Source organism: Aeromonas sp. ZOR0002, from assembly GCF_963866995.1.
Taxonomy (GTDB): domain Bacteria; phylum Pseudomonadota; class Gammaproteobacteria; order Enterobacterales; family Aeromonadaceae; genus Aeromonas; species Aeromonas caviae.
On sequence record NZ_CAWMFQ010000031.1, the window covers coordinates 13,232 to 26,024 of the forward strand.

A 12,793-nucleotide genomic window follows, 5' to 3' on the forward strand; every position below is an offset into this window, starting at 1 on the left:
CTGAAGGTCGGGTGCGCCATCGCCTGCTTCACGTCATCGAGCACATCCTTGGCCGGCTTGGCCCCCACCAACCGCAGCCAGTTGTCCAGTACCAGGCCATCATGGGCCCACTTGCCTTCGAAGTCGGCCAAGAGCGCGGCGCGGCACGGCAGCAGATGGCTGTTGGCCACCTGGAGCGCCGCCAGGGTGTCGGTCATGTTGTCGGCAGCCCCGTACTGCTCGCGCACCAGAGTATCGGCCTTCGCGGCATCCAGCGCCGCCAGATAACCCAGCACCACACCCCTGAGGGCCCGCTTGGCCATGTCGGCATGGACCACCTGATAAGCCGGCAGACGCAGGCTCTCGTAGCACGCCAGCAGGCGGTCGCCAAAGGCGTGGGCCAATGCGGTCTGAATGCCGTTGCGCACCTGGTGGATGGCGTCGATGTCGGCCACCTCGAACAGCTCGGCCAGGGTCGCCTCCCCCGGCAGGGCCAGGATCTCTGCCTTGAGGGCGGGATCCAGCGCAGCCTCGTCCAGAATGGCGACAAAGGCCGCCAGCAGGGTGTGGGAGAGTTCAACCCCCTGCCCGTGCTGCACCCGCGCCACCCCGTCGATCACCGCCTTGTTGATCAGCATCTGGGCCGCATCCCAGCGGGCAAACTCGTTGCGGGCATGGCGCATCAGGAAGGCCAGGGCCTCGTCGCTGTAGTCATAGTGCAGCTTGACCGGGGCGGAGAAGTCCCGCAGCAGAGAGGGTACCGGTCTGACCGGCACCCGATCGAATTCGAAAGTCTGCTGTGCTTCCAGCACGTCCAGCACATTGCCGATGGCCTTGCCCTGATATTGCAGCGGGATGACGGCCCCCTGCTCATCGTAGAGCTCGATGTCGAGGGGGATATGCAGCGGCAGCTTTTGCGGCTGATCCTGGGTCGGCGGGGTGTGCTGGCTCACGTGCAGACGATAGACACCGCTTTCGGCATTGTATTCGTCGGTCACGGTGAGCTCGGGGGTGCCGGACTGGCTGTACCAGCGGCGGAAGCGAGCGAGATCCACCCCGGAGGCATCCTCCATCGCCTGCACGAAGTCGTCGCAGGTGGCGGCAGAGCCGTCGTGACGCTCGAAGTAGAGGCGCATGCCCGCCTGGAAGGCGTCCTCCCCCAGCAGGGTGTGCATCATTCGGATCACTTCAGAGCCCTTCTCGTAGACGGTCAGGGTGTAGAAGTTGTTCATCTCGATCACCACATCCGGGCGGATGGGGTGGGCCATGGGGCCGGCATCTTCGGCAAACTGCGGACCGCGCACGGTGCGCACGTTGTTGATGCGGTTGACGCCGCGCGACCCCAGATCGGAGGAGAACTCCTGATCCCGGAACACCGTCAGCCCCTCTTTGAGGCTTAACTGGAACCAGTCGCGGCAGGTGACGCGGTTGCCGGTCCAGTTGTGGAAGTATTCGTGACCGATCACCCGCTCGATGCCGTGGTAGTCCGCATCGGTGGCAGTGGCCGGGTTGGCCAGCACGAACTTGGAGTTGAAGATGTTGAGCCCCTTGTTCTCCATGGCTCCCATGTTGAAGAAGTCCACCGCCACGATCATGTAGATGTCGAGGTCATACTCGAGGCCGAAACGCTGCTCGTCCCAGCGCATGGAGTTGATGAGGCTCTCCATGGCGAAACCGGCGCGGTCCAGGTTGCCCTTGTCCACGAAGATCTCGAGCGCCACCCGGCGGCCGCTTTTGGTAATGAAGTGGTTGCGTTCCACGTCGAAGTCACCGGCCACCAGGGCAAACAGGTAACTCGGTTTGGGGAAGGGATCCTGCCACTGCACGAAGTGGCGACCGTCGTCCAGATCGCCGCTCGCGACCTTGTTGCCATTGGAGAGCAGATAGGGGTACTTGGCCTTGTCGGCGGTGATGCGGGTACTGTAACGGGCCAGGATGTCCGGCCTGTCCATGTAATAGGTGATACGACGAAAGCCCTCGGCCTCGCACTGGGTGCAATAGGCATCGCCGGATTTGTAGAGCCCCTCCAGCGCCGTGTTGGCGGCGGGATCAATGTCGGTGACCACGGTCAGCACGCACTCGGCCGGCAGGTTGAACAGGGTCAGGCTGCTCTCTCCCTGCTCGTATTGCTGATAGGGCACGCCATCCACACTGACGCTGACAAGGTCAAGCCCCTCGCCGTCCAGCACCAGGGGCTCGTTGTGATCGCCGCTGCGACGCAAACGGGAGATGGCGGTGACCCGGGTCAGGGGCTCTTGCAGCTGAAAATCGAGATCCAGGCTGTCACACCAATAGAGGGGAGCCTGGTAATCCTGGCGATATTTGGCCGTCATGGCCTGAGGTTGTTCAGTCATTATTGTGTGCTTCCACGCTTTGTTATTGACGTGTCAGAGGCTGTCACAAGGCTCGGACAGGGTCAAATAGTTTGCATTCAGGCAAAAGAAAGGGCGACCCGAGTCGCCCTTGTCATTTCGTTGCCAGCATCAGCTCTTCTTGCTGAGGGTGGCCAGATCCGCCGTGATGTTGGCCGCTTCCACCTGGTATTCGTCAGGTGCCTCGAAATCGGTCGGCAGTTCATCCAGGCTCTTCACCGTCGGCTTGCCAAGACGGGTCAGGCGCTCGTTGGCTCGCGCCAGCGCCTTCTCGTCCTGTTTGGCCTGTTCAGCCAGCCGCTCGGCTTCGTTCAGGGAGACCGACTTCTTGTCCTTGTCCGCCTGATACTCCTTGATGTCCTGCAGCACATAGGCAAATTCCGGATCCTTGGTGATCCGTGCCTCGTGGGCCGCTTTCAGCTTCGGCAGCAGGCTGGAGAAGTCCCCCAGTCGCTCGTAGCTGGCCGAGGCGATCTTGTCCCAGGGCAAGGCGTTGAACTCGCGGCTCTCCCCCGTCTCACCCGGCGCCACTGCGGTCGGGAAGGCGATATCGGGTGCAACCCCTTTGTTCTGGGTACTGCCGCCATCGATACGGTAGAACTTGGCGATGGTGTACTGCACGTGACCCAGCGGCTGCTCGTAGAAGTCATAGACCTTTGCGAGGCTTCGATGCTGCTGTACCGTCCCCTTGCCGAACGAGTTTTCGCCGAGGATCAGCGCACGACCATAGTCCTGCATGGCGGCGGCGAAGATCTCGGAGGCCGAGGCGCTGTAGCGGTCGATCATCACCGACATGGGGCCACCGTAGTAGACATTGCCGTCGTCGTCGCCATTGACGGTGATGCGACCCATGTGATCACGGATCTGCACCACGGGGCCGCTGGCAAAGAAGAGACCGCTCAGGGCGGAAGCTTCCGTCAGGGCACCGCCACCGTTGCCGCGCAGATCGACGATGAGGCCGTCGATCTTCTGCTTGTTGAGGCTGGAGATCTCCTTGATCACGTCGTCGTGCAGGTTGACGTAGAAGCTCGGGATCTCGAGCACGCCGATCTTCTTGCCCTCGGCGGTGATCACCTTGGACTTGGCGGCTCTGTCTTCCAGACGCACCTTGTCACGCACCAGCTCCACCAGCTCGGTCTTGGCGGTCGCGCCCTTGCCACGCTGGATCTCCAGCTTCACCTTGCTGCCCTTGGGCCCCTTGATGAGCTCGACCACGTCGTCAAGACGCCAACCTATGACATCCACAATCTTGCCGTCGTCCTGCCCCACCCCGGTGATCTTGTCATCGGGTTTCAGGTGATTGGACTTGGCCGCCGGGCCGCCTGGCACCAGGGAGCGGATGACGGTAAAGTCATCTTCCGCCTGCAACACGGCACCAATCCCCTCCAGCGAGAGGTTCATCTCGGTGTTGAACCGATCGGCGCTGCGCGGAGACAGATAGCTGGTGTGCGGTTCGATGGCGCGGGCGAAGGAGTTCATGAAGAGCTGGAACACGTCCTCGCTCTCGGTCTGGGACATCCGCTTGATGGCGTTGTTGTAACGCTTGCCAAGCAGCTCCTTTATCTCGGGCCACTCCTTGCCGCTGAGCTTGAGGCTCAGGGCATCGAACTTGACCCGCTGACGCCACAGCTCGTTGAGCTCGGCTTCATCCTTGGGCCAGGGAGCCCCTTCCCGATCGAAGACGTAATTGTCTTTCTGGGTAAAATCGAAGGGAGTGTCGAGCAGTTTGAGGGCGTATTCGAACCGCTCGTACCGCCGCTGCTGACTCAGGTTGAACATCTCGTAGGCCGGAGCCAGCCGCCCTCGCTCGAGGTCGGTGTCAAAACCGGTACGATATTTCTCAAAACGGCTGATGTCAGAGGCCAGAAACAGGTTGCGGCTGTAGTCCAGATTCTCCAGATACTTGTCAAAGATCACGGAGGAAAAGGCGTCGTCCAGCTTGAACTGTTTGTAGTGGGAGCGGGTAAACAGATTGGCAATTCGCTTGCTGGCCGTAGCATGTTGGCTCTCTTGAGCCAACACAGGCAAATCACTTTCCTTGAGCACCGGCTCGATGGCCTGTGCGAACCCGGCAAGCGCCAGGCTACAGGCAACGAGTGAAAAACGAATCACGCCATGCTTCAACATTCGTCTCCTTAGAGAACCAGATGCTCGAACTTGACCCGCAACATCATGCCGGTCTGCAATTGAACCTGTACGTCATCCTTGGTCACTTCCTTGATGGTCGCAGGCACAGGGGACTTGCCCAGCACGACGCGAACGCCCTGCTCGACTTTCAGGGTAGCGGCATCCACTTTCACCAGCGGCGCATCGGCGACCGGTGCAGCCTTAGGAGCAGGGGCGGACTTGGGCTTGTCGGAGCGGGGAGCGTCAGCCTTGCGCGGCGCGTTGCGACGCGGCTGCTTGGGCTTGTCTTCCTTCTCCTTGGTGTTGGTGCGGCGGCTGGCAAAGACACGTTCCTTGCTCTCCTTGAGCGCCTGTTTGGCATGCTCGATGTGCTCTTCGGTGAGCAGCTCGCCCGGGTTGCCGTCCAGATCGACACGGGCCTGGCCAGCCTTGAGGCCATGCAGGTAACGCCAGCTGGAGGTGTATTGACGCAGAGCAGAGCGCAGCATGGTCTTGGAGACTCTCTCGTCATCAGCAAGACGCGCGGCCAGATCCTGGAAGATGCCAATCTTGAGTGGCTTGGCCTCTCCTTCAGCGATGAAGCAGGCCGGGAATTTCTCGACCAGGTAGGCGACGATCTCTTTACTGTTCTTCAGCTTTTCAGTGTTTTCCATGTATAACCTTGGCTTTCATATAGACGCACGGGCATGCCCGAACACAACAAAGGCCCCATTATAGAGAGCTTGGGACCTTTTGCGAACCATCTAGCAATGACTTAGAGCATGCTTTCCAAAATTTGCACCGTTTCTTCGAGGCCAATCCGGTCCTGCTCGTCAAAGCGGTTAAAGATTGGACTGTCGATGTCCAGCACCCCGATGATCTCCCCGCCACGGCGCAGAGGGATCACGATTTCCGAGTTGCTGGCACCGTCACAGGCGATGTGACCCGCAAACTGGTGCACGTCGTCTACCCGCTGGGTCTTGCCCTCGGCCACCGCTGTGCCACAGACGCCGCGCCCGACCGGGATGCGCACACAGGCCGGCTTGCCCTGGAACGGGCCGAGCACCAGGGTCTCTCCTTGCAGCAGGTAGAAACCAACCCAGTTGATGTCAGCCAGTTCCTGATTGAGCAGGGCAGACAGGTTTGCCAGGGTGGCGATCATGTCGGGTTCGCCCTCCAGCAATGCCTGGGCCTGCTGGTTGAGCGTGCGATAAAATGCTTGTTTTTCAATCATGATTAAATGAACTTCACTCCTTGATAATCAATGCAAGGTACCGTCCTGCCTGAAAATTTCAAATCAATTTTCAATTATCCCCCCTCCTGGGTCCCGATGAGAGTCCGTTCAACGTGCCGCCCCCAACGTCAGTTGATGGCGCTGGCCATTGCTCCACTCGATGGTCAGGAGCCAGTCCATCGCCTCGGTCGTACAACTTCCCACCTGGGTCACCCCTCGCCACCCCGCTTGGCTGGGTTCAAACTGCACGGGGATGAGCCCCATGAACATCTCCTTGCCCTCGAGCCAGGCCTTGACCGGCGTGATGGCCGGCACACCCCCTTGAAGGCGCAGGACAAAGTCATGTTCAGGGCGGATCGGCAAGCCATCGATGCTGACCGTCAGCGGGCGATCCCCGACGATGAGGCGGCAGGGGCTGTGGGACAGATCACAAATCTGAACATTGGTGCCCTCTGCATGGTCGCTTCCTGCGCCTGAAAACCAGGTTCGATAGGCCATCAGGGAGAGCAAAATGACCAGCACCATGGACAGGTGGACGATTTTGCGTGAAGTGAGTCTCTCTTTCATGAAAAAACAGCTCTGTAAGGTACGTTGAAAATGTAATTTTCGTGATCTCGCGCATGGTAAAAACTGGCGGACATGAGACCCGCTGGAGCCAAATATATCACTGTTTGTACTGTTATTTTACCGGTCATTTCAGTATCATTCTCAATGGATTTTCATTTAACCACCTTTTGCTTTTCCTTTTATTAACAGATGTTAACGAGAGGATTTTGCAAAACCGGGGTGAAAATGGCCCAGGACACCGGGCAACACAAACAACAGCATCGGAAGCGGAATACAACGATGAGCCATACAACAAACCACCCTGAGTACAACTACACCGTTGTGCGCCAGTTCACCGTCATGACGATTGTCTGGGGTATCGTCGGCATGTCGGTGGGTGTATTGATTGCAGCCCAGCTGATCTGGCCTGCCCTCAACTTCGACACCCCCTGGCTGACGTACAGCCGTCTGCGTCCCCTGCATACCAATGCGGTCATCTTCGCATTTGGTTGCAGCGCCCTGATGGCCACCTCCTTCTACGTGGTGCAACGCACCTGTCAGGTCCGGCTGTTTGGTGGTCCCCTCGCCTCCTTCGTGTTCTGGGGCTGGCAGGCGATCATTCTGTCTGCAGCCATCTCGCTGCCGCTGGGGTACACCACCTCCAAAGAGTACGCCGAGCTGGAGTGGCCCATCGACATCGCCATCGCCGTGGTCTGGGTGAGCTATGCCATCGTCTTCTTCGGCACCCTGGTCAAACGCACCACCTCCCACATCTATGTGGCGAACTGGTTCTTCGGTGCCTTCATCATCACGGTTGCCGTGCTGCACATCGTCAACAACATGGAAGTGCCCCTCTCCGGCATGAAGTCCTACTCCATGTACTCCGGCGCCATGGATGCCATGGTGCAGTGGTGGTATGGCCACAACGCGGTGGGCTTCCTGCTGACGGCGGGCTTCCTTGGCATGATGTACTATTTCGTGCCCAAGCAGGCGGGTCGCCCCGTCTACTCCTACCGCCTCTCCATCGTGCACTTCTGGGCGCTGATCTCCCTCTATATCTGGGCCGGTCCGCACCACCTGCACTATACCGCCCTGCCTGACTGGGCCCAGTCGCTGGGCATGGTGATGTCCCTCATCCTGTTCGTGCCCTCCTGGGGCGGCATGATCAACGGCATCATGACCCTCTCGGGTGCCTGGCACAAGCTGCGTTATGACCCCATCCTGCGCTTCCTGATCGTCTCCCTGTCGTTCTACGGCATGTCGACCTTCGAAGGCCCCATGATGGCGATCAAGACCGTCAACGCCCTCTCCCACTACACCGACTGGACTATCGGTCACGTTCACTCCGGTGCCCTGGGCTGGGTTGCCATGGTGTCCATTGGCGCCGTCTACCACCTGATCCCGAACCTGTTCGGGCAGGGGCGCATGTACAGCATCAAGCTCATCAACGTCCACTTCTGGCTGGCCACCGTGGGCACCGTGCTCTATATCGTCGCCATGTGGATTTCCGGTGTGATGCAGGGACTGATGTGGCGTGCGGTCAACGACGACGGCACCCTGACCTACAGCTTCGTGGAGGCGCTGCAAGCTTCCTATCCCTTCTACTTCGTGCGCTTCCTGGGTGGCTGCTTCTTCGTCACCGGCATGCTGCTGATGGCCTACAACGCCTATCGCACCGTCACTGCGCCCAAGGGTTCCCTGGAACCCGTCGCACAGCCAGCCTGATTTGAAGGGGTTTAAAGCATGAGCAACAACAACCGTCACGAGATTTTTGAAAAAAGCGTCCCCATGCTGGTGATTGGCATCATCTTCGCCATCAGCCTGGGGGGCCTGGTGGAGATCACCCCCCTGTTCTTCCAGAAGCAGACCAACGAGCCGGTGGAGGGCCTCAAGCCCTACACCGCCCTGCAGATGGAAGGACGCGACATCTACATCCGCGAAGGCTGCACCGTCTGCCACAGCCAGATGATCCGCCCGTTCCGCGCCGAGACCGAACGCTACGGCCACTACTCGGTTGCCGGCGAGAGCGTGTGGGAGCACCCCTTCCTGTGGGGCTCCAAGCGTACCGGCCCGGATCTGGCCCGGGTCGGCGGCCGCTACTCCGATGACTGGCATCGCGCCCACCTCATCAACCCGCGTGACGTGGTGCCCGAGTCCAACATGCCGGCCTTCCCCTGGCTCGAGACCAATGTGCTGAGCGGCGAGCTGACCGGCAAAAAGCTGGCTCTGTTCCGGGATCACTTCGGCGTGCCCTATACCGATGCCGACATCGCCGGTGCCGGTGAGGCCGTCAAGGGCAAGACCGAGCTGGATGCGCTGATCGCCTATCTGCAATCACTGGGCCATGCCCTGAAATAAGGAGTCGGGATATGGATTACGGCACATTTCGCGGCCTGTACACCCTGCTGCTGATGGTCATCATGATTGGCATCATCGTCTGGGCCTACAGCAAGCGCCGCAAGGCTTCTTTCGACGAGGCCGCCAACCTGGTTTTTGCCGATGACGAGCAACCCAGTGCTGATAACAAGAACGCAGGAGCGAAGCAATAATGAGCACTCTGTTTAGCATTTTTGTGACCGTCATAAGCCTTGGCACCATTCTCGGCTGCTTCCTGCTGCTGGCCTGGTGCATGAAGGACAAGATGGGAGCCGAAGAGGGCAAACCCATGGGTCACACCTTCGACGGCATCGAGGAGATCAACAATCCCCTGCCGAAGTGGTGGTCCTATATGTTCCTCTTCTTCATCGTCACCGGGCTCATCTACCTGCTCGCCTTCCCGGGCCTTGGCAACTTCAAGGGTCTGCTGGGCTGGCAGAGCTCCAACCAGGATGTGCGTTCCCTGGCCGAGTCCAAGGCGGCGGCCGAGTCTGCCAAGGCCGAAGGACGCGCGGTGGAATACGACCGGGAACTCGCCAAGGCTGACGAGATCTACGGCGCCAAGTTCCGCGAGCTGACCTATCAGGCTGACGGCAAGAGCTACAAGGAGATCACCGAGATCGCCAAGGATCCGGAAGCCCTGAAGGTGGGTCAGCGCCTGTTCCTGCAAAACTGTTCCCAGTGTCATGGCTCCGATGCCCGTGGTGGCCGAGGTTTCCCGAACCTGACCGACAGCGAATGGCAGTGGGGCGGCGCCCCCGACCAGATCAAGACCACCATCATGGGCGGTCGTCAGGGGATCATGGCCGCCTGGGGCGAGATCCTGGGTCAGGACGGGGTGAAGGAGGTGGCTTCCTATGTGCTGAGCCTCTCCGGTCGCAAGGTTGATCTGGTGGAAGCCAAGAAAGGGGAAGCACGCTTTGCCATGTGCGCCGCCTGCCACGGCCCGGATGCCAAGGGCGGCATCGCCTTCGGCGCTCCCGACTTGACCAACAACATCTGGCTCTATGGCGGCTCCCGTCAGGTGGTCGAACAGACCATCACCCACGGGCGCCACGGCGTGATGCCGGCCTGGAAGGACATTCTGGGGGAAGACAAGGTACACCTGCTCGCTTCCTACGTTTACAGCTTGTCCCACAACGATCGGCAAAATCAGCAGTAACATGTGATAAGCACGTGATTAATCAGCAAAAAGCCTCGACTCTTCGAGGCTTTTTGTTATCTTGTGTTGGCTGAATTACCGCCATTTCGTTAACCATTTGTTTCGGTAGCATCATGACCCAACCCTGGTATCGCCAATTCTGGCCCTGGTTCATCATCGCCCTCCCCTGTGCCGCCGTGGTAGGCAGCATCGCCACCGCCATCATTGCCAGCAAGGATGGGGTCAACCTGGTAGCGGAGGACTACTACAAGCAGGGCAAGGAGATTAACCAGGATCTCAGCAAGTTCGATCGCGCCGAGGCGCTCGGCATCCGTATCGCCCTCAATGTCAGCGACAAAGAGCTGACCTTGACTCCCCTGGCAGGGAAGATCCCCACCGGGCAGGCACTGCACCTCTCCCTGTTTCATCCCACGTTGGCGGGCCTGGACAGCGAACATCTGCTGACGGCCGATGGCAAGGGAGTCTATCGCCTGATGCTGGACAAGCCCCTCACCGGCAAGTGGCACGTGCGGGTCGATGCCTTCAACCATGAATGGCGCCTCCAGGAGACGGCACAACTGCCGACTCAGGCAGCGATTGAGCTCGATCCCAAGGGACGTTGAATCACGAAGGCAGAGTGATCGGCACGCCGGTCAGCCGCCCTTCTCCCCGACCCGGCCTGCAGGGCTGCATCAAAGAGGGATGATCACCATGACCGGCTGTTTTCACTGTGGTGAACCGGTTCCCACTAGCAGTAACTTTACTCTCGAGATCAAAGGCATCGTTCAGCCGATGTGTTGCCCTGGCTGTCAGGCCGTGGCACAGACCATTCTCGAATGCGGCCTCGCCAGTTATTACGAACACCGCACCGCTCCCGGCATCAAGGGGGAGCTGGTGCCCGAAGAGCTCGCCGCCCTCACCCACTACGATCTGGCGGAGGTGCAGCAGGAGTTCGTCACCGACACCGGTACGGGTCGCGAAACGACGCGCGAGATCCAACTGACGGTGGAAGGTTTGACCTGCGCCGCCTGTGCCTGGCTCATCGAGCGGCACCTGATGACCCTGCGCGGTCTGCGTTACATCAACGTCAATACCACCACCCATCGCGCCCGCATCAAGTGGGATCCGGCCCAGCTCTCTTTGAGCGACATTCTCAAAGGCTTTGCCAGGGTCGGCTATCGCGCCTATCCCTTCCAGACTCATCAGCAGGAAGCACTCTACGCCAAAGAGGTGCGCAGCTACATGTTCCGCATGGCGCTGGCCGGGCTTGGCTCCATGCAGGTGATGATGTGCGCCGTGGCACTCTACATGGACCTCTTCATCAGCGTGGAAGAGGAATTCATGATCTACTTCAAGTGGATAAGCCTTCTGCTCTCCACTCCCATCATGATCTACTCGGCCCAGCCTTTTTACGTGGGGGCATGGCGCAGCCTGAAGCAGGGCCACCTCTCCATGGATGTTTCGGTGTCGCTGGCACTGATCGGCGCCTTCGTCGCCTCCATCTGGGCCACGGTCTTCAACACGGGTGAGGTCTATTACGACTCCATCACCATGTTCGTCTTTTTCCTGCTGTTGGGCCGTCTGCTGGAACTGCGAGCGAGGCGCAAGGCGTCGGAGTCGAGCTCCAACCTGGCGCGTCTGGTGCCCATCATGGCGACCCGCATCGATGATGACGGCGAACACGAGGTGGCCGCCAAGACGCTGCGAGTTGGAGACAGGGTGCGGGTACTCGCGGGGGCCACCCTGCCGGCAGACGGCATCGTCACCTTGGGCCAGGCCAGCCTCAACGAATCCATGCTGACTGGCGAACAGTTGCCGCTGCTCAAGCAGGCCGGGGATCCCGTCTATGCAGGCACCATCAACACCGATGCCCCCCTGGAGATCCGGGTCAGCCATCCCATTGAAGAGTCGCGTCTCGCCCAGATCATGCGCCTGCAGGATCATGCTCTGGACGACAAACCCGCCATCGCCCAACTGGCGGACGTGCTGTCGCGCCACTTTATCCTGGTGCTCCTGATCATTGCGGCCGCTGTCTGGACCTTCTGGCATTTTCATCAGCCCGAGCGGGCCTTCTGGGTCACCCTTGCGGTGCTGGTGGCGACCTGCCCCTGCGCCCTCTCGCTGGCCACCCCGACCGCACTGACCTCGGCCACTGCCAACCTGACCCGCAGCGGTATTCTGCTGCGCCGCGGCCACGTGCTGGACATTCTGACCCGGGCCAACCGCATCGTGATGGACAAGACGGGGACCCTGACCACGGGCAACATCAGCCTGATGAGCACCCAACCCCTCGGCGAGCTCGACGCAACCCGCTGCCTCGCACTCGCCCAGGCCCTGGAGACCTACTCCGAGCATCCCATCGCCCGTGCGTTTCGAAGCAAACCACTGGCGGACGGGGTGCCGCTCGCCGCCAGCGACGTCACCCCCGTCATCGGCCACGGCGTGCAGGGAGTGATTGAGGGCAAGCATTACCGCATCGGCAGTGCACGCTGGCTCGAACTGGCGCAGGAAGAGAATGCCGCTCAAGGGCTGGCCATCTATCTGGCCGATGAACACGGACTGCTGGCCCGTTTCATCCTGGCCGACACGCTGCGCCCCGATGCCGGTGCACTGATCCAGGCCTTCAAGGAGGCAGGCCTGCAAACCACCATTCTCACCGGCGACAGCTCGGCCCAGGCCGACGAGGTAGCCCGCGAGCTGGGGGTCGATGAGCTGGTAAAAGGGGTCACCCCGGACGGCAAGCTGGCCTATCTCAAGGCCCGGGAAGCGGCCGGGGATATCAGCATCATGGTGGGAGATGGCATCAACGACGCCCCTGTGCTGGCCGGCGCTCACGCTTCCTTTGCCATGGCGGGGGGAACGGATCTTGCCAAGAACAGCGCCGACGCCATCCTGCTGGCCGACGATCTCTCCCGTCTGCTGGCCGCCCGGGCCCTGGCCCTGCGCACTCGCAAGATCATCAAGGAGAACTTTGCCTGGTCCATCGGCTACAACCTGCTTGTGCTGCCGCTGGCGGCCAGTGGCTGGCTCCCCCCTTAT

At 60.4% G+C, this 12,793-nt stretch carries 11 protein-coding genes; 6 read left to right on the plus strand and 5 right to left on the minus strand.

Annotation, left to right across the window (positions count from 1 at the left end; all coding sequences use genetic code 11):
• The 5 genes from pepN to AACR77_RS02150 form a co-directional block, all read right to left on the minus strand.
• The coding region (pepN, locus tag AACR77_RS02130; protein ID WP_042879488.1) for an aminopeptidase N at positions 1–2,333 on the minus strand (2,333 nt) is incomplete at its 3' end.
• A gap of 129 nt (positions 2,334–2,462) precedes the next feature.
• On the minus strand, positions 2,463–4,478 hold the full coding sequence (prc, locus tag AACR77_RS02135) for a carboxy terminal-processing peptidase (protein ID WP_042879490.1): 2,016 nt from the start codon (positions 4,476–4,478) through the stop codon (positions 2,463–2,465).
• Positions 4,479–4,486: 8 nt separating this feature from the next.
• Positions 4,487–5,131, minus strand: coding sequence for an RNA chaperone ProQ (gene proQ / locus AACR77_RS02140; protein WP_010674770.1), 645 nt, complete (start codon positions 5,129–5,131; stop codon positions 4,487–4,489).
• Between the two features lie 101 nt (positions 5,132–5,232).
• Positions 5,233–5,691, minus strand: a complete 459-nt coding sequence (locus AACR77_RS02145) for a GAF domain-containing protein (protein ID WP_042879491.1) — start codon at positions 5,689–5,691, stop codon at positions 5,233–5,235.
• A 108-nt stretch (positions 5,692–5,799) separates the two neighbouring features.
• Positions 5,800–6,258 carry a hypothetical protein gene (locus tag AACR77_RS02150; protein ID WP_042879493.1) on the minus strand — a complete coding sequence of 153 codons (459 nt, stop codon included), beginning with the start codon at positions 6,256–6,258 and terminating at the stop codon, positions 5,800–5,802.
• A gap of 279 nt (positions 6,259–6,537) precedes the next feature.
• On the opposite strand from AACR77_RS02150, the gene ccoN reads away from it, so the two are divergent.
• The 6 genes from ccoN to AACR77_RS02180 all read left to right on the plus strand — a co-directional run.
• Positions 6,538–7,962 (plus strand): cytochrome-c oxidase, cbb3-type subunit I, encoded by a 1,425-nt coding sequence (gene ccoN / locus AACR77_RS02155; RefSeq protein WP_010674773.1) that lies wholly within the window; start codon positions 6,538–6,540, stop codon positions 7,960–7,962.
• A gap of 18 nt (positions 7,963–7,980) precedes the next feature.
• Positions 7,981–8,595, plus strand: coding sequence for a cytochrome-c oxidase, cbb3-type subunit II (gene ccoO, locus AACR77_RS02160; RefSeq protein WP_010674774.1), 615 nt, complete (start codon positions 7,981–7,983; stop codon positions 8,593–8,595).
• A gap of 11 nt (positions 8,596–8,606) precedes the next feature.
• Positions 8,607–8,786, plus strand: coding sequence for a CcoQ/FixQ family Cbb3-type cytochrome c oxidase assembly chaperone (locus AACR77_RS02165; RefSeq protein ID WP_010674775.1), 180 nt, complete (start codon positions 8,607–8,609; stop codon positions 8,784–8,786).
• Complete coding sequence (gene ccoP / locus AACR77_RS02170; protein ID WP_039040785.1) at positions 8,786–9,775, plus strand: cytochrome-c oxidase, cbb3-type subunit III; 990 nt, start codon at positions 8,786–8,788, stop codon at positions 9,773–9,775. Before AACR77_RS02165 ends, ccoP begins: the two co-directional genes overlap by 1 nt.
• Positions 9,776–9,888: 113 nt before the next feature.
• Positions 9,889–10,377 carry a FixH family protein gene (locus AACR77_RS02175; RefSeq protein ID WP_042879495.1) on the plus strand — a complete coding sequence of 163 codons (489 nt, stop codon included), beginning with the start codon at positions 9,889–9,891 and terminating at the stop codon, positions 10,375–10,377.
• 88 nt (positions 10,378–10,465) lie between these two features.
• Positions 10,466–12,793: heavy metal translocating P-type ATPase (locus tag AACR77_RS02180; protein WP_042879510.1), on the plus strand; the 2,328-nt coding region annotated here is incomplete at its 3' end.